The 23,465-nt window shown below is 62.8% G+C and carries 24 protein-coding genes; all 24 read right to left on the bottom strand.

What is annotated here, in order from left to right:
• Positions 1-28: 28 nt before the first annotated feature.
• Complete coding sequence (locus AC07AB_RS27435) at positions 29-2,434, bottom strand: phage/plasmid primase, P4 family (protein WP_478571908.1); 2,406 nt, start codon at positions 2,432-2,434, stop codon at positions 29-31.
• Between the two features lie 79 nt (positions 2,435-2,513).
• Positions 2,514-2,747, bottom strand: coding sequence for a hypothetical protein (locus AC07AB_RS27430; protein WP_478571905.1), 234 nt, complete (start codon positions 2,745-2,747; stop codon positions 2,514-2,516).
• Positions 2,748-2,998: 251 nt separating this feature from the next.
• A complete protein-coding gene (locus tag AC07AB_RS27425; RefSeq protein WP_478571903.1) occupies positions 2,999-3,364 on the bottom strand; it encodes a hypothetical protein in 366 nt (121 codons plus the stop codon).
• Positions 3,365-3,667: 303 nt separating this feature from the next.
• Positions 3,668-3,958 carry a hypothetical protein gene (locus tag AC07AB_RS27420; RefSeq protein ID WP_478571900.1) on the bottom strand — a complete coding sequence of 97 codons (291 nt, stop codon included), beginning with the start codon at positions 3,956-3,958 and terminating at the stop codon, positions 3,668-3,670.
• A 102-nt stretch (positions 3,959-4,060) separates the two neighbouring features.
• A complete protein-coding gene (locus tag AC07AB_RS27415; protein WP_478571897.1) occupies positions 4,061-4,795 on the bottom strand; it encodes a recombination directionality factor in 735 nt (244 codons plus the stop codon).
• Positions 4,796-5,108: 313 nt separating this feature from the next.
• Positions 5,109-5,903, bottom strand: coding sequence for a PD-(D/E)XK nuclease family protein (locus AC07AB_RS27410; protein ID WP_478571894.1), 795 nt, complete (start codon positions 5,901-5,903; stop codon positions 5,109-5,111).
• A 374-nt stretch (positions 5,904-6,277) separates the two neighbouring features.
• The gene (locus tag AC07AB_RS27405) at positions 6,278-6,484 is read right to left on the bottom strand and encodes a hypothetical protein (RefSeq protein ID WP_478571892.1); all 207 of its coding nucleotides are present in this window, start codon (positions 6,482-6,484) and stop codon (positions 6,278-6,280) included.
• A 92-nt stretch (positions 6,485-6,576) separates the two neighbouring features.
• Positions 6,577-7,863 (bottom strand): hypothetical protein, encoded by a 1,287-nt coding sequence (locus AC07AB_RS27400; RefSeq protein ID WP_478571889.1) that lies wholly within the window; start codon positions 7,861-7,863, stop codon positions 6,577-6,579.
• An 832-nt stretch (positions 7,864-8,695) separates the two neighbouring features.
• Positions 8,696-9,256: a deoxynucleotide monophosphate kinase family protein gene (locus AC07AB_RS27395; RefSeq protein WP_478571887.1), complete on the bottom strand. Its 561-nt coding sequence runs from the start codon at positions 9,254-9,256 to the stop codon at positions 8,696-8,698.
• 56 nt (positions 9,257-9,312) lie between these two features.
• Positions 9,313-9,654 carry a hypothetical protein gene (locus AC07AB_RS27390; RefSeq protein WP_478571884.1) on the bottom strand — a complete coding sequence of 114 codons (342 nt, stop codon included), beginning with the start codon at positions 9,652-9,654 and terminating at the stop codon, positions 9,313-9,315.
• A gap of 2 nt (positions 9,655-9,656) precedes the next feature.
• Complete coding sequence (locus AC07AB_RS27385) at positions 9,657-9,896, bottom strand: hypothetical protein (RefSeq protein ID WP_478571881.1); 240 nt, start codon at positions 9,894-9,896, stop codon at positions 9,657-9,659.
• Positions 9,883-11,073: a peptidoglycan-binding protein gene (locus AC07AB_RS27380; RefSeq protein ID WP_478572193.1), complete on the bottom strand. Its 1,191-nt coding sequence runs from the start codon at positions 11,071-11,073 to the stop codon at positions 9,883-9,885. Before AC07AB_RS27380 ends, AC07AB_RS27385 begins: the two co-directional genes overlap by 14 nt.
• Positions 11,074-11,267: 194 nt before the next feature.
• A complete protein-coding gene (locus AC07AB_RS27375) occupies positions 11,268-11,831 on the bottom strand; it encodes a hypothetical protein (protein WP_478571878.1) in 564 nt (187 codons plus the stop codon).
• A gap of 593 nt (positions 11,832-12,424) precedes the next feature.
• Entirely contained in the window at positions 12,425-13,624 is a 1,200-nt protein-coding gene (locus tag AC07AB_RS27370) for a hypothetical protein (protein ID WP_478571875.1), read from the bottom strand.
• An 87-nt stretch (positions 13,625-13,711) separates the two neighbouring features.
• Positions 13,712-14,863 (bottom strand): hypothetical protein, encoded by a 1,152-nt coding sequence (locus tag AC07AB_RS27365; protein WP_478571872.1) that lies wholly within the window; start codon positions 14,861-14,863, stop codon positions 13,712-13,714.
• Positions 14,854-15,705: a phage distal tail protein gene (locus AC07AB_RS27360; protein WP_478571869.1), complete on the bottom strand. Its 852-nt coding sequence runs from the start codon at positions 15,703-15,705 to the stop codon at positions 14,854-14,856. Before AC07AB_RS27360 ends, AC07AB_RS27365 begins: the two co-directional genes overlap by 10 nt.
• 4 nt (positions 15,706-15,709) lie before the next feature.
• Positions 15,710-18,679, bottom strand: coding sequence for a phage tail tape measure protein (locus AC07AB_RS27355; protein WP_478572190.1), 2,970 nt, complete (start codon positions 18,677-18,679; stop codon positions 15,710-15,712).
• Between the two features lie 416 nt (positions 18,680-19,095).
• On the bottom strand, positions 19,096-19,413 hold the full coding sequence (locus tag AC07AB_RS27350; protein ID WP_478571867.1) for a hypothetical protein: 318 nt from the start codon (positions 19,411-19,413) through the stop codon (positions 19,096-19,098).
• A gap of 82 nt (positions 19,414-19,495) precedes the next feature.
• Positions 19,496-19,741 carry a hypothetical protein gene (locus AC07AB_RS27345; RefSeq protein WP_478571865.1) on the bottom strand — a complete coding sequence of 82 codons (246 nt, stop codon included), beginning with the start codon at positions 19,739-19,741 and terminating at the stop codon, positions 19,496-19,498.
• The gene (locus tag AC07AB_RS27340; protein ID WP_478571862.1) at positions 19,741-20,391 is read right to left on the bottom strand and encodes a phage tail tube protein; all 651 of its coding nucleotides are present in this window, start codon (positions 20,389-20,391) and stop codon (positions 19,741-19,743) included. Before AC07AB_RS27340 ends, AC07AB_RS27345 begins: the two co-directional genes overlap by 1 nt.
• 701 nt (positions 20,392-21,092) lie before the next feature.
• Complete coding sequence (locus AC07AB_RS27335; protein WP_478571859.1) at positions 21,093-21,428, bottom strand: phage head completion protein; 336 nt, start codon at positions 21,426-21,428, stop codon at positions 21,093-21,095.
• Positions 21,422-21,865 carry a hypothetical protein gene (locus AC07AB_RS27330; RefSeq protein ID WP_478571856.1) on the bottom strand — a complete coding sequence of 148 codons (444 nt, stop codon included), beginning with the start codon at positions 21,863-21,865 and terminating at the stop codon, positions 21,422-21,424. Before AC07AB_RS27330 ends, AC07AB_RS27335 begins: the two co-directional genes overlap by 7 nt.
• A gap of 17 nt (positions 21,866-21,882) precedes the next feature.
• The gene (locus AC07AB_RS27325) at positions 21,883-22,917 is read right to left on the bottom strand and encodes a phage major capsid protein (protein WP_478571854.1); all 1,035 of its coding nucleotides are present in this window, start codon (positions 22,915-22,917) and stop codon (positions 21,883-21,885) included.
• 32 nt (positions 22,918-22,949) lie between these two features.
• Entirely contained in the window at positions 22,950-23,465 is a 516-nt protein-coding gene (locus AC07AB_RS27320) for a hypothetical protein (RefSeq protein ID WP_478571851.1), read from the bottom strand.

Here is a 23,465-nt window from a genome sequence, read left to right as displayed (position 1 = left end):
AGCCCCTTGGTGAGTCTTTGAGTTGTGGCTACTCGGCCCCGAAGATGCCCGGTCCAGGGCGCGCAGAATCGCGTAGGTCTCGCAGATTGCGGAAGCCCTTCTTGCCCTTGTGGGGGCCCGACCCTGCCCCCTCCATCACGCCCGGGAAGGTCCGAAGTGCGTCATAGAATTTGTTACGCGTCATGGGGTGCCGTACGCCGCACTCTTCGCCCCATTCGCGGTACCTCGCCCAAGCGTCCGGCTTGTTCACGAACTCCCCTTCGGCGACCTCGAATTCTTCTCCGATGAACCCGGCGAGAGGATGAGAAGCGTCCCGGTAGTGCGCCGTCCGGCGCTCGACAGACGCGGGGAACTCAATCCCCTGCCCGTGCTCGTACTTGTCGAACCACTTGACGGCCCCCTCCACTGCCCAAGCTGCAATGCCCTCACGTTCTCGCTTGAGAGTGGCCTGAAGGTGTCGGTCTTCGCGGCCTCGAAAGTCTTCCTCCCACGGCACGACCCGCACGCGCTGCCACAGTGCCGCATCCGTCGCATCGACGTCCGGCACGTAGTTGGTATCGACTTGCACAAGGCACGACGGCCTGAACGTGATCTCATTCCGCGCGTACACGCCCCGCGCACTGATCGTCTGGTCGCCTGTAATTGACTTCATCAACGCCTGATCGAGCGGCATATGTGCAGGCCACTCCGAGGAGATCACCAGCCGCTTACCCCGCAGCCCTACCACGTCCGCGCGGGGGCCGCCCGACTCCCTTCGACGCTGGAACAGCGACGCGTCAACACGGTGCGCCGCAGCGCCGAACACGTCTTCAAGGGTCGCCGTAAATGTGGTCTTGCCGTTGGTCGTCGGACCGACATGCATAACGAAGCAGCGTTCGACCGAGAGGCCCGACAAGCCGTAGCCGACAAGGTCTTGCAGAAACCCCGGCATTGTCTCGCTGTGCGGGTGGCACTCTCGGAGGAACCGCTCCCAACGAGGGGCACGCGCACCCGGCTTGTACTCGACGTCAATGAAGAAGGTGTTCATGTCCCCCGGAGAGTGCTCGCGCACCTCCCCCGTACGAAGGTTGACCATGCCGTTCCGGAACGCCAACTCGTCTGGCCGCGCGTCGAATTGGTCGACCGTCGCGTACACGCCCGGGATGGAACTCAGCATGTCCACCATGCCGCGAACCTTCTGTGCATCCTGCGACCGTTGAAGCCATTTTGCGTGAGCGTCCGGATTCGAGTGCCCGGACTCCTCCCCCATCGCTTTGATGACAGCTCGAACGTCGGCGTAAAGGGCTTCGGTTGGTACTTGCTCCCACTTGCGACCTTCCCACTTGAACACCCCCGCACCCGGCACCATGCGGACATGGCCACCAAGTCGGTTAAAGAGACGTTGGGCATTACCAAGGTCAGTCAAGGGGAGTGGGGATTCAGCGTAGGAATTCCTACGCTGGTATCCCTTCTCCTGCTTGGGCTCGGGGCCGTCGTCACGAACCAGCACCGCCCGACGTATCGCCGAATGGAACGCACCCGTGAACATGTCGGGGTCGTCGGCCCGCCAATCCGTTATATCGAGTCCCGCCGGAATTCCAATGAGCCGACGCACCATCACACCCTCACGGACAAGTGCCTTTGCAAGCTCCTCCGTGAAAGCCTCTCCGGCCTTGTCACGGTCACCGGCAATCACTACGTCGGCGTCACCAAGAGCCGCCGCTATCTCGCGAATCAGAGCCCCGTTACGGGCGAGCCCAGCGCCGCGCACCATCACGACGTTGTATCCCTGCGCCCACGCCGTCAGACCATCGCTCGGGCCCTCCGTGATGACCCAGGTATCAAACCCCGAGTCGTTCCGCAGAACGCCATACTTCGCCCACGTACCCTCGGAGTTGGACAGCGATACCCAGCGCACCGGGCACCGGCCCGAGAGGTCTCGACCCTGCGCCCCCCGGACGACGCCATCGAACCCGAGGAACGGCACGATGAGTCTGGGGTACCGCGCGAACGTGTGCGACACGAAGTCAGGATTCGTGCCAGTAGGGGCGTACGCCGCAAGCTCAAGACGCGCGAACTGCGCCGATGCCAGACCGAATCGAGTCGCCGCGTACTCCTCGGCCCGCTCCGTCGTGTCCAGGTCCACGAGCCCATCAAGCCACATGCGGAGCGCTGCCACCTTGCCCGCATCCACGGGGGCCGGGGCCGCCGAAGGGGAGGTCTCGACACCTTCCGCATCTACGTTCTGAATGTCACCCCACGACAGACCGGCGGCCCGCAGCACATCCACAGTCGGGCACGACGCCCGACATGAAATGCCGAGTTTCCCGTTATCGTGCAGTGACAGCCACAACGAGGGTGACGAGTCTTTGTGTGCCGGGCAGTGGGCTAGCCACTCCCCTGGCTTGTAGTCGGCCGCTCCGCCGAATCGGTCAAAAATGGTCGATAGCTTCAAGGGGCACTCCTCACCCGATTTCTCTGCTACCGACTGAAAGCCCCGCACTTGCGCCAAAGCGCAGGTGCGGGGCGGGGTTTCAGAACGTAAGGGCGGAGTCGCTTTCGTCCCAATAGATGGACAGCACCTCGGCCTCTGCACCACGACGCGCGGTGTCGACTCGTCGCACTGCAATATTGCTTCCGTCCGGCATTACGCCATCTGCGTCCGCAACCGCTGCACGCGCAATCGCGGAGCCACCCGCGATCACATAGCCATGCACGAACTCGCCCGGCTCAGACACATCGGTGCGAGCCACGTAGTAAAGAGCCATTTCTGTCTACCTCTCCCATTGAGCGACCCGGATAGGCCACTGTCATTCACAGAACTCAACCGTTAGTGCGTCGCCGTACTTCTCAGCGAGACGCATAGCGGCCCGCTTGGGGTCCCGTGGCACGGGCACGCGCGGCCATCCTCGACGTGTCTCAGCCACCCATTCGGCGACGCTGCGTCCGTCAAGCGGATGCGCTCCCCCGGTCACCACGCGCACGAATTGATTGTGGACGCGCCTACGTTCCGCGATGTTCACACGGAGTCCCCCTCCAGCGGCGCGACACCCAAGAGAACTGCACGCAGCCGCCGGAAGGACTCCAGCGACATGACGACGTACGACCCTTGCGGGCCCTTACCGCGCCGCTTGATGACGGCCGCACCGAATGGGGTAGCTGCTGCCTCGGCCTCTCGATCTGCCTGATCGAGAAACGCTGCGAGGTCTATTGCCTGGCAATTCTTCGCCTCCAGCGTCCAGGGCCACGCGTCGATGTCGCCCGTGTCCCTGAAACCGGTCTGAGCCTTCCGATAGGCATAAAGGCGACGGTCCGGCAATTTCTCGTTGAGGAAATCCCGGACCGCCGACTCGTAGGCCGTACCTTTGCGTTTAGCTGCGGTCATCGCGCCCCGCCCGCATAGCTGCGATACCCGTCACGACAGCCACGACCACGAACAGCCAAAGCCAAGCAACAATCACAGCAACAAGCGACCAACCCACTGCATCTTCCGCACTCATGAACTCTCCCTAGTCGTCGTCAGACAGCAGCAAGCGCGCACCACGCGCCATCGCAACAGCAGCCGCAAGCCAGAGTGCTTGAAAGTCTCCGCGCATCACCGCACTTGGGTGGATCACCAACGTGTCCCCCTCCCTCATGCTGCGGACGTCGCCGGAGCAGGGGGCCGCAGCCCGTTCAATGAATCGATTCACGCGACATGCCCCCACGACGTCCGGCGCACAATGTGGCGAGCCGCGCGGACCGAAATACCGAACGAAGCCGCAAGCTTGGACAGGTTCGCACCCGCCCCCGCTGCGTGCCGAATGGCGCGCACCTTCTCCTCATTCATCTTCGCCGCACTATTACCCGTACCGGTCGACGGATGCAGGGATTCAGCATCCAGTGCATCAGTGATGGACATCAGGTGTGCATAGGTAAGATCTCTCGACACTTCCGGAGTGCGGAACGGGTGGCGCATGATGCTTTCTGCGGTACGCATCTTCTGACTCTCCTGTTACCCCTATGGTCGCAGCGTAGGAATTCCTACGCTGCCCGGGAGGGCGGGGGTCCGTCGAGCGGCGGGCTCCCACCCTTCGCGCCCCTAGAAGGGCGGCTCACCCTCATACGCCGAGTCGGTCAGTACGGCGTCAATATCCGCCGGGACCTTGCCGTGCACATCAATCATCGGCTTCCGGTACGCAACATCGACTCCGGCCTTAGTGGTGAACTCGACAAGTTCGAGCCGAAGCGTGCACAGCGCCGGGCCGCCAACGCGGTCAAGATCGTTCTCTATCTCGTGGAGCACCTTGACCAACTCCCAAGAGCCAGACAGGAAACGGAACCTGCCAAGCTGCGGGTCGTCGGCAAGACGAAACTTGACCTCAATGGAGGGGGTCGGGCCGCGCCCCGTCTTCGCCGCCGCCTTTCGGTCCGCGAGAAGCTTCGGGCATCCGCACGGCTGGCCCTTGTCTTCTTCCGGCGACAGATATGCAGCGCCGTCGCACTCGTGGATGGGGCCCTGTCGACCCCACAGAATCATGCGTGCCCGAATGGCACTCACGCCATCAATCACGACCTTGACCGAATCCGCCCCGGTCAGAATCTCCGTACCGTCTTCCCCGGACGTCTCCCATTCCTCGGGGGTCCCGCCCATCAGTTCAGCAACGGCCTTAGCCGTCTCGGGGTCGCCGGTCGTCACACGCCAATGGGCCAGACTTTCCGGCCGGTTCCCGACCATGCGCCCCGAGCGGAACCGGCCCACCGTGTCATTCTTGAACATCCGGGCCTTCGGCTTTGCATCCGGGTCAGTATCAAAGATCGCAAGGGACCGCGACATGTGTAAGTCTCCTGATGTGCTTGTGAGTTGAGTGGACAAGAGGGGGCGCGGGGACTCAGCCGCGCCGCGCCCCCTCCGTCATAGGTGTTTAGGCGGGGTGAGGGGACACCCCGGCCGACCGAGCGCGCGGCCTAGGTAAGTACCCACCCCGGGCCGTCAGTTGCAGGGTCTACGCACCAGAGTTCCAAGACACTCGCCCCATACGCACCAGACGCGCAGCAGCCGCATCCGACGTCTTGGACATAGATGATCGGATCATCGTGGTCGGTCATCAGTGGCGACAGCTTTTCGATCAACTCGGAAGCTCGCATGCCTACTTCGCCCGTCGCTGAGTACCGGTGACCAGCGTCGAACCGCCGGACGCTACGGGCTTCCCGATCACACCCTTGGATACCTCACGGTCCCATTCGAATGTCTTGCGCAATGCCAGGAAGTAGTCAAAGACTCGTGCACTGACCTCAATCGGCTTGAACGCCCATTGCTCCGGCGTCACGTGCAGCACTGCACCCACACGAATCTCCGGCATGGGCGAGCGATTACCGTCCGGATCGATGATCTCATCGGCGAAGGCGTACGCCGTAGCCTGTAGCGACACGTCCGGGTAAGTCGCCTTGGAAGTCTTCCAGTCGAGAACGGCAAGTTCCCCATCAATCCGGGCTAGCGCGTCGAACGAACCGGCATAGGTGTGCTCGTTGGACCACGCCACTTCCTCTAGCCGCAGAAACTCGGGCTGCACCGTATCCAGGAACTCAGCGAAGTGCGCCCGATACGGCTCAATGTCCGGGTGAACGCGGCGCACAGCTTCTCCCCGCGCCATGCGCTCGAAAACGTCATGCGCTTCCGACCCAAGGTCGGCACGCTGCTTGGTGTACCGCCGGGCCGCGCCCTTGAGGTAGTCAATCGCGCCGGAACGGTCAGTCAGCGCGAGACCAACGACCGACCCAAGATTGTCGACTGCGGCCTCTGCGGTCATCTTCGCGGCCCATGGCTGAAGGAACGGCTTTGCCTGCATACCGATAATGGATGTCACGCCCGGGGCCTTGATACCCGTCTCAGGCTCGACGTAGAAGCGGCTTCCGCCGCGCATGATGGTATTGACGCCTGCCACTGTGTGAACCTCTCTCGCGCCCCTGTGGGGGTAGCTCTCGCTTACGAAAGGGTTCATGCGGGGAGGGGGTACAGCCGAGAGGGAAGAAAGAAAGTGTCTTCCCGCTCCTTCTTCTCTATGTACGCATCAGGAAAGAAGGAACGGGAAGACACTTTCTTTCTTCGCAGGACGGCGAGAGGGAGGGTAGCCACCCCGCCGAGAGGCCGTAGCCCCTGTGAGCCCGCCTACGGGCATAGAACGGCCCCCGGCGACCAGAGTCACCGGGGGCCGGGCGGGAATCTGTTACGCGGGCAGCTAGGGGCTCTCGGGGCCCTCTTCGCCCGCGCTCAACGCGTCGAGTACGCGAGACCACGCAGGGGACGGATCGGTTGCGTTCAGGTACTGCACCGTGAACGCGACCCTTCCCGCAGAAATGCGGGGAGCCACACGACGCCATCCCCGCGCTCATCGGCCTCGCTCAACGCGGCGAGCACTTGCCGCCACACTTCGGCGATACCGCTGTCCGGCTGCGTGCTCGACAGGGCCGCCAGATGCCGCGCAAGGGCCCGCCGGTCGTCACGCTCGAACCTGACTGCCTTCATGCTTACTCCCCCCAACGCACGAACCCCGCCCCTCTCGACCAGCGTAGGAATTCCTACGGTGGCCGAGTGAGGCGGGGCGGGGGTACTGCGGGCTACTTCTCTTCGGCTTCCGCTGCCTTGATGATCTTCCGCAGAATCCCGATCATCTCTTCGGCGTCCGAGCGGATACGCTCACGCCCCTCATTGTTAGCGGCAGAGATGAGTTCGAGCGGCAGGCTCTCGAATGCCTTGAGGGTCTCCCCCATGACCTCCACCCCCTTGATCTCCGGGGCGACGGTCTTACTGCTGGCCTTTTCGACCGCTGCTGTAGCAGCCTCCTTGGCTACCTGTGTACCACTTGCAATCGCGCGCTTCTGTGCGTTTTTCTCGTTCTTGATTTCCAGTGCCGATTGGGTGCGGACACCGAGCGCGCGAAATGCAGCCTGGGCCAGCGTCTCACCCTCCTTGCGCTCAATCTTCGAGTACAGGGCCAGTCGTTCGGGTGCGACGTCCGGGGAGTCAAGCTCACGCAGCTTCTGAACCCGCACGGTGTCCATCTGCTGTCGGATCGATGACTGAACCGCGTTGCGCTGCTTGTACTTGTCCGGCTCTGCTGTCTTGTCGATGCCCTTGAGGGAGATGCCTCCAGCCTCGTATGCGTCCTCGGCCAGATTGCGGGACGCCTGAGACTTCCGCAAGACGTCCGGTCGCCCATGTGAGTCAGTCAGATTCTCAGCGGCCTCAAAGAGGAACACGGCCGCATCGTAGGCACCCTTTGCACCTTGGACGATATGAGAGGTGGTTTCCTTGACCTTCTCGGCCGCAGCGTCGCGAAGCCGCACAGCTTCGGGATTGCCCTTGTACTCCAAGGACTCAAGGGTAGCGACGGCCGTACCCTTCTTTGCGGCCTTCTGTGCGGCCGTGACCCGCGCTGATGCTTCCCGCATGCGGGTGCGAAGAATGGCTTTCTTTGTACCGTCTGCTACATCAAGCAGCAGATTATGAACCCTTGCTTCTACGTCCTTGAGGCGATCAGGAGAGAACTTTTCAACGTCCTCCATTTCCTCTACGAGCGCCATAGCTTCGGCTCCCGCCGACTGCTTTTCGGCTTTCTCCAATTCAGCGCCGGGGTTCTCCTTGGGTGCGGGGGTCTCCTCCGTCGCGGGTTCCTCGGTGGGCGCAGCGTACGCGGCGACGCAGCGAGCGCACACCTTGGTGTCGGCGGTGAGCTTGACGCCGGAGAGCGCTTCCGCGCTGCTGATCTCCTTGTCGGCGGTAGCCGTCTTGCAGATGGTTTCCCGCGTCCCGCTCTTCAGTACGTGCGGAACCTTGCCCTTACCCACCATCCCGAGCGCGCTACCCTGCTCAAGAACCTGTCCTGCCGTCATCGTCTCAGCCACGGCCGTACACCTCTCTGCCCTTGCTCGCCGGTCCGTACCGGCGAGCCAGGCAGCAACCTACACCCCCCACAGTGCGGCGCGCAACACGACACGTAGACACACCGTAGGAATTCCTACGGTGATCGCCCCGACGCCAAAAACCCCCGCCGCTGACCCGAAGGGCAGCGGCGGGGGTCGACGGTCATTCCTCGCTAGAGGGGGGTGGCTCGTGCAATAGGGGGTGGTCGGGGGCAAGTGAGCGCAATGCGTCCTCTAGGTCGGCAATGCGCTGCTCTCGCTGAGACAATGCACTTCGCACAGGGCGGCCCACTCTGGCCGCGTACCGCTCGCGATCTTTCCTCAGTCGCTCTTCTCGGTGTCGGGCGTACGTCGCAGCATTCTGCTCGCGCGCTTTCTCCGGGTCCGCCATTCTGCGTGCGCGTCCTTCTTTCACTCGGCAAGCCTTGCAATGGCTACTGCGCCCATCCCGAGCCTGCGAGCTCAGCGAGAAACCGTCCAGTGGTTTGACGACGCCACATTTGGTACAGCGCTTTTCCTCACGCTGCGCAATCTCCTGCATTTTGGCCACCCGTGCGCGATGCTTTTCGAGAGCCGTCTCCGGGCCTGCCTCTTTCCACGCGCGGCGGGCCGCCGCCTTGCAGTCTCTGCATTGACTGGCCCGGCCGTGAAGTCCGCCCGCATTTCTTGAGAAACCGTCAAGCGGTTTGGTGATGCCACATTTGGTACAGCGCTTCTCGTCCACAGCCTGATTTTATCAGGTGGGTGGTACAGAGGAGCAGAAACGAAAAATTGCCCCCGCCACTGACCATGTGGTCAGCGGCGGGGGCCGGGGTTACTTCTCAGCAAAACGGGCTGCAAGGTTGTCGACTGTTTTGTGTAGGTGAGACAGCGATCCGTCATTCATGATGAGTTCGTCAGCCATGCCGGGGCCGAGTAGTTCGGACGAATGGCCACCGCCGACAAAGCCGGGACGGTCGACATACCAAAGCTCGAAGCCTCTCCGGGCCAATGCTCGGGCCTCATTGTCGAACCGCACATCCGGCACCACCAACGGCGCGTCCGCATGTGTCTTCTCGACTAGGGCACGCCACCAATGGTCAGTACTGACGTGATCGCGGATGCCCTCGGTCCCGAGACGCTGAAGGAATCGCCGAGCTTCCGGATAGCGGTCTTTGACCCGCTCCCACCCGAGATACCCCACGACGTCGGCGAGATACAAGGGCCGATGACCGAAGGGCAGCGGCTCGTACCCGATCACGGGATTGATATCGAGCGCCATGGCCTTCAACGGGTCGGCGAGTGCCCGACGCTCGAATCCGTGTGTCTTCACCAAACGGGCCGCAACGGTGTCCTTACCGCTCCGGGCCCGCCCGATGATTCCAATTCCCCTCATGCTGTCCCCTCTCGCTCTGTCGCTTACGCAAGAGTTGAGGCGGGGACAGGGGACACCTAGACCAACTCAGCGCCGTAAGGCTCGTTGGGCTCAGGCAACACGTGGGGGCAGTCGCAGCACGCAGTGCGCGCGGCCTCTATCTGCTCCCCTATGTCCCCAACAGCCTTGCGGTGTGCGGCTCGTACCGACTCTTGGGTGAGTGCTTCGGACTTCGCCGTCAGCGTCACGCGACCGGCTGCCGAGTGACCCGCCCACAGAGCCGTGACAGCGACGACGGCCGTAACGACCGCATCGACGTCCAGCCCGGACACCGCCGGGAAGACATAGCCCAGAACGGCCACGAGCGCTACCACAACGGCCCGCACACGGACGGGATTTGCCTTGATCAGAGTGAGCACTTTTACCCCTTAGCCAGTCGAATCAGTTCCATGATGAGCGCGAACACGCCCGTGACTACAGCCGCCGGAACGCTGTACCGCCATCGCTCCACGCCACGGATGCGCTGTTCGTGGTCAGCAAGCATGCTCGCGGTAGCGGTCTGGTGCTGCGTCAACTCCCGCACGTCCCCCCGGAGCCGTACGATCTCGTCGTAGATTTCGCGCGGTCCGATGGTGACGCCGAGAGGGTCACGGTCGTCCATCCCCCACACCTCCATCACTGACAGATGCCGCGTGCGTCTTCTCAGATGCTGCACGGGCCGCCTCACGGGCCGCCTCACGGGCCGCCTCACGGGCCGCGACGCGAGTCGCCTTGGACCGTGCAGCCTCCAGGGCCGTCACGCGCCTCTCAAGGGCATACACGCGCTTCTCAAGGGAGGTTGCAGACCTTGACGAGTGTGCAGGCTTCGACGTCGGCACAGGAACGGGGGCCGGAGTCGGCTTCGCCGTCCGGGCAGGCTTCCGAGAAGGGAGAGGCTTCACGGCGCTCGGTATGAGCAACCGGCGCATCGATGCGGGACCGGGAATTCCATCGGCGTCCGCAGTGGCATAGCCCAACGAGCGCTGGTAGTCGGCATAGTTCAGCCGGTCTGCTTCAGTCCAGCGGGGGCCCGGCCCGGCCGTGTAGTGCGCTCCGAAACCACGCTTAACCAGGGCACGCCCCATGGCGGTGATGTGCGCCCCAGACGCACCGGGGCCGTACTGTTGACCGTCGACGGTCACCGAATGGCCACCTACATACGGACTCTTGGGCTTCTCCGGCTTCGGCTTGGCCTGCGGGTCGGGCCGCTTTTCCGAGGGGCTACTCGGAGTCGCAGGAACGTTCACTTCCTGCCCATCGCGTATGCGGTCCGGGTCTTTGATCTCAGGGTTCAGCGCAAGCAGACCAGCCAGAGTCACACCGGCCGCCGCCGCGATGGCTGTCAGCGTCTGACCCTTGGTCACTCTCACTATCCGACTCGCCCCCGCTTCCCCGCCGTCCGGGGGCGACGTCGGCGAGGTCACCCCATTCGAGTCGTAGGCGGGTCTCCCCACTCCGAGGATCACGCTTCGCGGGCGCGTCTTGTAGCAGACCGCGCCGCCGCTCCCCTGATGCGGGCCGCTACCGGCAACCGTATTGCCCTCAACGGTCCGCACCGACTGACCGGGGGCGGAGTCGTGCGTCACGAATCCCACGTGATCAGCGGACGGGCCGCCATCCCACGAGTAGAACACGATGTCGCCCCGCTTGAAGGGTGCGTTCCGGCCGTACCACTGACCCTTATTGCGGAAGTAGTTGACATGCGATGGGCAGTAAGCGAACTTGCCGACAGCGGCTGATTCTCCACCCTTGCTCGCGCAGTAGCTCACGAAAATGTCACAGAACGGCTGGTGATTCATGGGATACCAGCGACCGAATGGGGTGTCGTACCGCTTACCGGATGGCGACGGACCGCCGATGTACCCCTGATCGGCCCACTTCTGCGCCTCACTCAGCACAGCTTCCCTACTCATGGTCTCGCCCTCCAAGGCAAACAGAAGGGTCCGCCCCGAAGCTCGGGACGGACCCATCAGCGTAGGAATTCCTACGCTGGTCAATCGATCGGGAACGGCGTCCCGTTGATGGTTCCTAGCCTCTCCGCCTCAACCCCTGTCAGGGTGGTAACGAGAGGTTGAAAAAGACCCGCCATAGCTGCCGCATCGTTCTTGTTCACTCCAACGACGCGGAACGCCTGCGACCCGTCCCCGATCTCCCAACTCCACGCGCCGGGCCATGGCCAGACCCACCGAAACGTACGCCATGGGATGCTCTGACCCTCTACGGAATGGCCCTTCATCATTGATGGCGTGATGGCTATCTCCGGGCCTCTGTTCCCCGCCTCTGTCACCGGATACAGCCGGAGCGTCTGTGCGTACACGAACGCCCGTATGTCCATCACGACCACAGCGTTGTTAGTGCCGGTCATGTCGACGTGGTACAGGTCCACTTCCTGCCCCCCGCCCACGACGCTTCGCATGGTGCCCGGGTAGACCACACTAACCGGCAGGATCTCCGAGCGAACTCCGCGCTTCGGCGTGCGCTCCAGCGTCCCTATACGGGTACGTATCTGCCTCACTTCATCCATGAGGGACGGAAGTCCAAGCACCTCAAACCCCAATCGGCGTGACAGTACCCGGCGTGAACCCCTGTGCTGCGGCAGCACTCTCGGAGAGCGCGTAAAGCACTGGAGTATCAAGATACGCCGAGTAGGCCACGTTGATATGCGTGGTCACACTGCCGTACACGGCCAGAGTGAACGAGGTAGCACCGTTCCCCTCTTCCCACCCCCAACGACCGGGCCACCTCCAGACCCATCGATAGCGCATCCAACGCCAAACATTGTTGAACGGCTGCGGGGGAGTCTCCAAGTCGCCATAGGTGACTCGCCGGTTGATAAGTTCCTGGCCGGTGGAATCGAGAACCCGGGCACCGAGCGGTACACCTCCAGGGGGGAACCCACTCACGTACTGCGCCCTGATGCGCCATTCCATCACGATAACGGGGTTATTAAGACCGGCCGTTGAGACTGCCGCGAAATCTGCCCACCCCGCTCGGTCAGCCTGCGTGAACGGCGTGGGATAGAGCTGTGCCGGAGACATACGGTCAGCCTGCCCACCCATCTTGGGGTTCCTCTCCAGCGCCGAGAGTCGCCGCTTCATTGACGCCAATTCAGCCGCTAGCGACGGATTGTAGAGGGAAGTTGCCACGTGCTCACTCCTCGAAAAGGGTAGCCGGTACCAGGGTGAGCGTAGTCTCCTCGCCGTTCCCATCGACCTTTGTACTTACCTCGGTCACCAAGTACGCCCGGCTGTCGCCCCGGATTGTCTCCGACTTGTTGCCGGGCCACCATGGAAGGCCAACACGAACGCCGACCACCTGCCCGACTTCGACGTCAGCAGGCGACGGGAACGCGTCGGGCCGCAATCTGACCTGGGGGACCACGACTTGCGTGTGCCCTTCCCGAACCATCCTGTCGGCGTGCGCCTGCAACGTCGACCGCTGCGTCACGTCCATATGAGACTCGACCGCCTCCAGGCGCGGTACGCGCGTCCACAGGGCCGCTTCCGACTCCGTATCGGATGCATAGGCCACAATCGCCTGCGAGCCCTCCCCTGCCCCCGTCGTACGCCCCTGCGTCAGCATATTGGTACCGTCTCCGGAGACGCTCGTAACGTCACAGTTCACGCCATGCTCAAGCTCAAGTCCCGTGACGTCACCACTCGCCGGGTACAGCAACCGGAAGCGATTCACGATTCGTGACCCGGACCAGTAATGGTCAATCCGGAAATTGAACCCCTTGATGACAGCGGCCAACTGCTCGACCGCTTCGCCTACCTGCTTGTACTCATACCAGTGATACCTACGAGTGCGAGATACTCCGGTCGGCACCACGACACCCCGGCCCGGCTTGGGCTTCCCCTCTTCGGGCGGGTTGAGCCAATCGAACGTCAGGGCATCAGGACCCTTGCCGACCTCAACACCCTCAACCCCGCCCGTGTCATCCGCGCGGTCTGCTTGAGTGCGCAACAGGCTGTAGACAATGTCAGCCTGATCCCAATCCACATACGTCGCCGCGTCCGGCTGGAATGACTCCGTGTCATAGCGGCCGGACATCAGGTTTACGCAACGGCGACGGTAATACGCCCATAGCCCCTCACAGTTGAGCGACATTTCCTCGCGTTCCATATCGACCGACCACGTGATCAGCGGCCCGCCAAAGATGACCCGCTTCCCCTGCTGGACATACACGAGGATGCGCCAAGGCTGGATGGCGTCCCAGCTCTGCCCGTGCAGCTGGTCACCTGCTAGCGGGATCGTAAACGACGCCTTACCTGGTGCATTCAGGGACCGGGCGACATCGAGCGATGACACCGGCAGCTCACCCCACACGTTCCCCGACTTGAATTCCACGAACACGACTCGATACATGTGCAACCCTTCGAATGTGACCAGCGTAGGAATTCCTACGCTGGTCATCGACACCCGATCAAGGGCGACTTAGACCTTCGGCGAAACCGTGGCGAACACCCGCGTATTGCTGTTGATCATGAGCTCCTGGCCCGGCATGGGGCGGATGGAGAGCCAATACGTGGCCCGCTCTCCGGCCCCCAACTCCAGCCCCCAGGACGGGGACGCGCCCCCGCGCCGGTACTTGTCGTTGGCGTAGTAGACCTCCGAATATGACAGGATGCCGCTACCGCCGGTCTGATCACCAATCGTGGACCAGCTGAGTGTTGCCGTGAGATTGGAGCCTGCCGTGTTGGTGGCATTGCTGCGAAAATTGGAGGTCAGTGACACGATTCGGTCATAGTCGGCTGCGGGTACATCGACCCTTGCGCAGCCGTACCACTTGTCACCGACACCCGAACCGCCGCCCCGCACGGTGCGCTGCGAGGCGTTACCGAAGAACTGTTGCGTACCGCGCTCGATCGGACGCGTTCGGTTTCCCGTAGTCGCCATATGCAGCGTGTCGCTCACCATGTCGTAGATGAGGGTTCCGTTCAGCATTCCGCGACGGACATCAGAAACCGAACGGCCCCCCGCCGTCCGCACGGGGTGCAAAGGGGCTGCATCCTGCTGCACACCGTACGAGAAGCGCATATCCCGTACCGACGTAGCGTCGAGCGGCTTGCCGCTCTCGACCTTGACAGCGGCGAGCACAAGCGCGTTCTCTGGAACGTCCGAGGTGGCAGGGGCTGCGCCGCCGTTCGGTCCCTCCACAGCCACGAACCCCCACCCGGCTGTTAGGTCCCCCAGGCTGTATTGGGTCATTGAGTCACGTGCGCTCGCGTTCACCGCATCGTTGGAGTTCTCTTCTACCTGCACACACAGGAAGTAAGACCGTACCTCGCCCGGCGGGGAATTCGGCAGCTCGAATTCCTGTGGCTCCTCCGTGTAAACATACGCACCATTTCGCTCATCCACCTGTCCGAAGGGGTTGAAAGGCACCCATGCATCACCCGCTGAAACCGATACCCGCGCCGTCTGATCTGTGACCGGCTTGACCTCAAAGCCATCACACACACCCGTTGTCGGCGCACGCAGCCGCGACAGCAGCCGCCGGAAATCAAGCGCATCGTATGTGCCCTGCTGCACGAACAGCGGCGACCTGAGAACTCCCACTACAATCCCTTCGTCGTTTACAACCATGCAGAGCGCCAACGAGCGTCGACGCCCATACCCTCATAACCAGCGGACGCGTACAGCTCAAGACAGTTCCCGCCCGGGTCGAGCGGGAACCACTCGCTATCCGGAGTCACGGCCCCGAAAACATTCGCCCCGTTGTGCAGCACCTCGCGGCGCTGCGCATCAATCTCCAGTACCTCACCGGCAGGAAGACGCATGTCAAGCCCAAACCGCTTACCTGTCCCCCTGTGCGTGATGCTCGGGTACAGCATCGGGCCAACCAGCCGGAACCAGGGCCACGTTGGGGTATTGCCGCCATTCACCAGCATGGATCGGGGAGCGACGTACGAACCCGCATCTTGGAAGGTGAGGGGAAGCCGCATCGAGAACAGCCGGACACCCCCTCGGGGTGCGGGAGGCAGAATCTTGGCACGACTCTCGTAGTCGGCGTACAACAGAGGGTCGGCCGCTGCGAGTTCCAGCGTCACTTTGGCGGCCCCACGCACATGCATGACATCGATCTTGACGTCACGCTTCCGCACTCGGCACGCCACGCGGCCACGACCGTTGGTCACCCCGGGGAACGCGAAGCGGAACTGCCGCTCCTCACCCCCCGGTTGGAACATCGTGAGTGCGTCGGGCAGATTCACATCAGGGTCAAGAACCGTGAGGTCAATCGTGAACACGCGTCCGCCCAGGTAGTCGTGGCCCGGCACGAGCCCATCACGCTGTAGTAGCTCTTTATCTGACGTCCGCATGTCCGGCGCATCGAGTAGCCCTGCCACCTCCTCCAGCACGAACGGGGACGGCCCACCGATGAGCCGCCCCCCTAGTTCACACGTCCAGTCGTCGCCGACGTACGTCATCGCGCTACCGACCACTAGTCTTCATCTCCCATGCAATCGCCTTGCCAATCTCGTATGGGTCGGCGTCCGTATGGGCGTTGACCGTGATCATGCTGTTCGGGCGATTGCGATAGGCGTCCTTCGCGACGTCCGGCCGCTCGACGTCTCCCACATTGAGGCGTATCGACCCCTTGCCGCCCCCCATTGCCACCCCCGCCGACATGGCACGGTCGATGTCGGCGAACGCATCATCCATGGGTGACGCGTACGCGGCCATCATGGACAGCGAAGCGCGGGACCCCGTAGGAATTCCTACGCTGGTCGCCGGAGCGGCGAAGGGTGTGGGCAGTGCACCCCCTCCCTCGTCTCCGTCGCCGCTCGGGAGTCGCACAGAGAAGAGGTTCATGGGGTTGAGCTTGGAGGCAACGCTACTCACGGCGGAACTGACTGCGCCAATCATGGACTTGATGCCGTTGATCAGTCCCTGAACGACCTGCTTGCCCTTGTCGTAGAGCAGTGAGCCCAGGTCCCCGAGTGCACTCGTGATCTTGCCGGGTAGACCCGTCACCACGCCGACGACGTTGCCCACCATCGAGCGCACTGCACTTGTCAGCTTCTCCGGCGAGCGGGCCGCCGTAGTGATCGCATTCTTGAACGTGCCCAACACGCTACCGATAGCATTCACGGCCGTCGTGAAAACGGACTTGATAATGCCCCATGTAGTCGTGATCACGGATTTGGCCGCGTTCATAACGGTCGTGATCACAGACTTCACCGCATTGAACGCGGTGACTACCGGGGGCCGCAGAGCACTCACAGTCGCCTGCCACGCAGCCTTGATACCGTTCCAGCTACTCGCAATCCCCGACTTGATGGCATCCATAGTCAGTGAGATCGCATTGCGCACCGAGGCGAATGCCGCTTGTACAGGCTGAATCAGGTACGTGACAGCCGCGTCCCACACGGCCTGGATGGCGTCCCACGCCACTGTGATGACCGTTTGCACCACCGTCATCACGGTGGTGATGTACAGCTTCACCAAGTCGAAATACAGCTGAATCACGGTCCATATGACCTGAACAGCCGTCTCAACATACGGCTTGATGGCGTCCCAGACTCCGAGGATCACACCCTTGATGGCGGCCCACACCACGATTGCCACATCACGGATCAGGGACCATGCGGAGTTCACGAAATCGCGGAACCATCCGACCTTGTTGTACGCGAGCACCAAGGCCGCAACGAACGCGACGATCCCCGCGATGATGAGCACAACAGGGTTGAGGCTCATCACGACGTTGAACGCAGCCTGTACGGCCGTCCACACCCGCGTAGCAGCCGCAGCAAGCTTCGCCCGGGTCAGATACTGCCCCACACTGGAAGCGGCGCTCAGCGTCGCCGCACCGGCCGTCTTGAGACCGCTAGCGGACGCGTTGGCCGCTGTGACCAGCCCGGACCCCATGGCATTGGCCGCAGACCGAATTTTGCCGCCCATCGTACCCATGCGCCCGGAGAAGACAGAGGCCGCAGCGTCGGCATTGGCGAACCCCGAACCGAAACGGCCGAGAGCACTAACCGCGCCGCTCACCCCCTTGCCGACTCCGCCGACAACTCGGCCCGCGTTGGCTACGGATGAACCGAAACCCAGGATGAGCCGCTGAGTCCCCGTAATGGACTTGGCTACCGCGAAGACCGCGACAGGGAACGCGGCAAGCGCCACGACTCCCAGCTTGACCCCATCAGGCAGCTTGCCGAAGCCACGCGCTAGATCAGTGAGCCCATCAAGAGTGCTCTTCACGGCATCGCGCATACCGCCATCCCAAAGCTGTAGGCCCAACTCCTCTACCGCCGACAGGAAGTTGAGGAGCCGCCCCTTGGCCGACTCCTCGTATGCAGCCGCCATCCGGCGGGCCGCACCCCCCGAGTCGTCCAGCGCTCCGGTAAGCCGATTCAGCTTCTCGCGCGACGCGTCGCCGACAAGTGCCAGGAACGCCGGTCCAGCACGCTGACCGAATGCGGCCATGATCTCAGAGGTGGTGGCACCAGCCTTGCCGTACCGGTTGACCGATTCGGCCAAGCCAATGAACTTGCCGTGTTGATCCTTGAGCGAGAACCCGTATTTCTTGGCGAGCTTTGCCGCCTTGCCGGTGTCACTGTTCAGCGCAACGAGCATGCCGCGCAGTGCAGTACCGGCCATGTCCGCTTGTAGACCGTTGTCGCCGAGAACCGTCATTGCCGCCGCTGCCTCTTCCAGCGACATGCCAAAGCTTGCAGCGACCGGCCCGGCGTACTTGAAACTCTGGCCCAACATCTCAATGTCCACGTTGCCAGCCGCCGCAGAGGCCGCAAGGACGTCGACCGCGCGACCGGCGTCCCCGGTCTTCAGTCGCATGCCGGACATGATGTTGGTAACGACGTCCGCCGTCCGTGCAAGGTCCATATTCGCGGCAGACGCCAAGTCAAGCATCTTCGGCGTGATGGCAATGATCTCATTGGTCTTGTACCCGGCCATGGCGAGAAAGCCCATGCCTTCAGCCGCTTGACTCGCCGTGAATTTGGTCGTTGCGCCTAGCTGCCGCGCCTTGGCCTCTAGCTTCGCTATCTCAGCAGCAGGGGCGTTCGTGACACCCTTCAGCTTGGCCATAGACGTATCAAAGTCCATGCCCAGCTTGATGACACCCGCACCGGCCGCAGCGACGCCAAGCGTCAACGGCTTGACTGCACGGGCCGCCCCCGCCGCCGGAGCCGCCCACGAATTGAACCGCGTACCGGCCCGCTGAATCGACTGCCCGACGCTCTGCGTACGGGTACCGATGCCCTGAATGACCGACCCGACTCCGGCCGCACCGCGCATGATGCCCGAATACCCGGACTGCACACCCCGGTTGAGCGACCGGCCCGCTACCGCACCGGCCCGCGATGCCGCAGACGAGACCTGTGAAAACAGGTGATCGCCGCGCGCCTGTAGATCGATGAAAGCCGTACCGACCTTCATGCCCGACACACGCTCACCCCTCTACGAAATACGAGGTCTGCGACCAACACCCATCTTGGATGCCAGCGACAGCAGCCCCTTAGACGTCTTCTCCGTCTCCTCAACCCCCGGCCGAGGAATCCGAGTTGGTTCGGGAACCGGGTTTTTTTCCGCACCATGTGCGACGAGTAGGCCACCCAACAGATAGTTGGTGACTCGCAGGCTCTCGACGGTCGTTGCAGCTAGCTGCGTGTCCAAGGACCCCCACAGCGCGCGTTCCGGACCCGTCATCGACCGCGCCAAATGGGAGTCATCCGGGAGCCGTTGCAGCAACACCTCGAACCTCCCCCACGACAATGACGCCGACCCAACGTCACGTACGTCCAAGCCGTACACGCGCTGGAAATCAGCGTCAATGTCATCCCCGTGGCGCTCGATTAGCTCTGCGAGTCCTCGGATTCCCCCAGAGTTGCACCCTGATCTTCCATATACGCCTCAACCACGAACGCAAGATCAGTAGACCGGCCACCACCCGCAACGAACGCGGCGTACTGCTCGCCGAGTAGCGAACGCCCCATGTCCGCAACGGCATTGCGCGCGGCAGCGTCATGTGCGCTATCCGGCCAGAACGCGGGGCCGGGGATGGTGTACATCGCGCCGTCCACCCCCTCAAACTCAATCGCTTCAGTCTCACGCTCTGCGGCACTCTTCCGAAGCGTAGACAGTCGGAGGACCTTCTTATTGGGCTTACCCATGGTGAACTCTCCCTGCTTGATGATCTAGCAGCGTAGGAATTCCTACGCTGAAGGGCGCGCGCCAATGCGCACGCCCCGGCGCTTATGCACCCTTGCCTTCTAGGGCTTTCACGCGCGCCACGAGAGCGGCCCACTCGTCCTCGGTCGGGAATCCATCCTTACCGGCGGGGCCGGTCGCGCCGGTCGCGCCCTTGTCGCCCTTGCTTGCTCCCGACTTGGCGAGACCCTGAAGTTCGGCGACGGCGGCCCGCAGTGTGTTGTGTACGCCCGGGTGATCCGGGTCCCCTGTCTCCACGACGGGCGGAAGGGGCTTCGTAACTTCGGCCATCACACAGTCTCCTTTACGTCGGCTGCGAGCCCACTCGTGCCCGGGGTTGGCGTCAGAGCCGAATCCGTCATGTCCCAAGTGGCGAGGTTCCCGTATGCGTCGCCGAGTGCCTTCACGGTCATGCCCCACGAAACGGCCTGTGCGGACGTGAACTTGGGCGACTCGACGCCGGAGACCTGCGAGTTGGGTATGTGCATCGTCCACAGTGTCTCGCCGTCCCGGACAACGAAGAACGAGGCGAACGGCGCGCGCTTGGCGTTGGCCGCTATCTGAAAGGAAAGCTTGCCGCCCGAACTGACGTTGATAGAGCCGGTCTTGAGGCCGTAGAACGCCTCAAGGACAGTAGGGCTTGACTCCAGTGCGGAAAACTTCAGCGACAGATCACGGCCCTTGATGATGGTGCGCACAGTGCCCGCCTGCCAGCTCTTGATATCCTCGGTCTCCTCCGAGAATTCATGCTCGACACCATCGTCACTGAACAGGCCAAGCGTCTTCCAGTGACTGGAATCCCCCTTGTCTGCAAGGCCAATCGCGCCTGTCACAGGGTCGATTTCGACGATCGGCGCGACAGTGCCGAATTCCTTCGGAGCCGTGAACACGACTCCATTAGTTGCGACCCTCACCAGGTCAGAATCAAAGTTGTCGGCCATAGCCGCTCCCCCTTTCGGGTCGAACCGAAACCCCCACGGACGCATACCACCGTGGCTTGTCCGTAAGGGGGTCCGGCGTGAATTGCGCCCCTGCAATCGTGTAGACACGCGATACCAGAGGGGCGGGTCCAGGCATCGCGTGAAGGTGAGCCAGCACATCCCGTAGGCGGTCGGAACTTTGCGCCCGGGTGTCTCCGTAGACGTACAGCGCTAGAACCGCCTGATCCAGTGCAGGCCATCGCGTGACCCCGCCGTTTCGCTCGACTACGGTGAACGGAAACCGGTCCCCGACGTCAGCAGGGACATCCGGCCCACCCTCGAACCCATCAATGTGAGCACGCAGGTAAGCCAGCGCCAATGCCTCAACGTCGGGGAATCGCACGTACGGAGTCACTGAAAGTCCCCTAGGTTGAACACGTGGTGGGGTCGCCTATGCGACTTCCGCGACCCGAGCACGATGATGCTGGCCACAGGGTCCCGCGCGTACACACGGGCCACCATCACGCGCCCCACACCAGCCTGGTTCCGCATCCTGGTTGACACACCGAAGCCAGCAGCCTTGAAAGCCCCTGTGAGAACCGGAGAACGACCACGGGCACCCGCAGCCGCCTGTTTGCCACGGGCGTGTAGAAGGGCCCTCACTTCCTGGCTACGGGCCAGTGCCTCAATCGCAGCCGGATCTATCTGCACACGAACAGCCATCAACCATCAATCCTCCGTATCCGCACCTTGAGCAGACCGGGGCCGAATGCCTGCCGTTGCCACAGCGGCGGCCCGTCGACCTCCCAGACTTCGTCCCACACCCGCACCCGGTCTCGTCCGTTGACGTCTGTGCGGGGCGGAAGCATGACCGCAGCTCCGAACGCCTGCGCGTCTCGGCGGGACGCCTTCTCCGATCCGGACGGGTAGATGAGGCGGCCCCAGTGCTTGCCGATGTCCGACCACTCGAACTCGGCGTTTCCGTACCGGTCTTGGCCAATCTCTGTACGCCTGAATACGGTCACCCGGTCCCGCATCAGACCCGCGCTGATCACCACTGCCCATCCCAGACGACGCCGTTCGCCTCTGACCGTCCAGTCGGCGTGAACTGCCGGACCTTCCAGGCCGAGTAGCCCACAGCCACCTCTACGGAGACCAATGACGGTATCCCTAGGGCGAATTCGATGTCCTGCCGCTCCTCAACCGACAGCGACATGCCGTTCTGCGCACTCCGCGACAGCCGGTAGGAGGCATCCCCAATGGACTCGGAAACGAGCCCATTGGGGTTGTCGACCGCACGAGCCGCAAGACGCATCACGACCTGTGCGACCGTCACCGGCACAGGGTCCGGCCACTCAAAGAGCGGACCGGCCACCTCCCGGACAAGCCCGGAAGCATCGCAGAGCAGAGCCTCTACGCGTCCCCGGTCCCCCTCGGGAATGGGTTCGGGGCGACGGACACTGAATTCCTCGAACGAAACGAACGACGTCGCCACTTGCCCCCCCCCTTACGTCAGACCTTGTTCTTCACGGACCGGGTAACGCCACCCTCCGGGGTGTCCGCCGACTTCTCAAAGTCAAACGCCACACCAACGGACCGCACCTGTTCCGGCTTGTCCGACACCTTGATGACGTCCTTAGCGGTCTTACCGCTGCCCTCGGTCACGATGGTGTACGTGTAGTCAGTCACCTCATTGATTCCGGCAAACGTCGAGATAAAAGACCGATCCTGCGCAACGCGGCTGTCGTAGTCCTTGATGGCACGCAGCGCGAAGCCCTCGAATGCCTGAGAGCCGCCACCCTTGGCACCCTCGGGAACCAGCGGAGCACGGTTCACGAGCACGTACGCGGACGGGTGAAAAGCAATCATCGCGTCATCATCGATGCGGTTAGCTACGACGATCCGGAAGTTGTACAGCTCGCCCAGCTCGGCCCGACGAAGCGCGGAGTCCGAACCGGCCTCGTTCACCTTCGAGAGGTTCGGGTGAGCCAGCAGGGCCTCTTCAACGTTCACGCCAATAGCCAGAACGCGGCCGTTGGTCGGCACATCGCGCTGATTGAGCCGCTTCCGAAGCCGACGCATCGCGCGGAGAATGGCCTCGGCGTCATCCTTGGCCGGAATCTTCTCGCCCTTGACCGCGCCATTGATAGCCGAAGCCACCAGCGCCTCAAGCCGGTTGGCGACAGCCTCAGTCTGAGGCGCGAGCACCTGTGCGCCGAAATCCTCCACATCGAGAGTCAGTTCCGCGTCAGAAAGCTCAACTGCCTGATAGATATGCTTGTTCAGCTCTACAGCAATCTTCTTCTCATTCAGCTTCTCGGCCTTGATTACGTAGTCGTCACCTCCATCCATATCGCGCAGAGCCTCAACCTGCCCTGCCAGCTTGGACGGACGCTTGACGTTCACAGTGTCACCAGCAGAACCGGTAAAGTCTGCGCCGCCGTCTCGCGTCACCAGACCCGCTAGAACGATCTCGCCCTTGAGGAGTCCGAGAGCCGCCGGGGCCCACGCCTCTGCCTTGATTACACCCTTCGGGGTGGTCTCCATATGCGCCATTCCTTACGTGAGTTGCGGGCCGTCTAGTACGGCAACCGCTTACGGATCGCAGCAGCGAGTTTCACCGGGTCGAGAACTTCCGGCCCATCCGCCGACTCGTTGCCGCCGCCAACCTTCGGCTTCGGCCGCGAGGGAATTCCGCCCCGCTTTACCGTCGACCGTTCGGCGACCCTCTGCGCCGCCGCCATCAGTTCATCCTTTGTGGAGCCCTGTAGGAGGGCTATAACGTCCGAAGGAAGCCCGGTTGACTCGGCGACCTCCGACCGAATGACCACTCGGCGCGCTTCGTCGCGCTCACGCTCGGCAGCCTCCAGTGAATCGCGCAGCTTCTGCGCTTCGGACTTCTGCGCCTCTTCGGCATCCTTGTGCGCCTGCACAATCGGCGCGAACTCATCAAGCTGCGCACGGAGACGCGCAAGCTCGGCATCCCGACCGTCCACATCGGGGCCAGCGTAGGAATTCCTACGCTGATCCTCGGCGGGTGCCTCCGCTGGACTCTCCTCGTTCGCCTGCCCGTCTGGGGTAACGTCCTCGCTCAC

The organism is Streptomyces sp. NPDC044033 (assembly GCF_056434425.1).
Note: the sequence above shows the minus strand (reverse complement) of the source record. Positions and strands in the feature narration are given on the sequence as shown.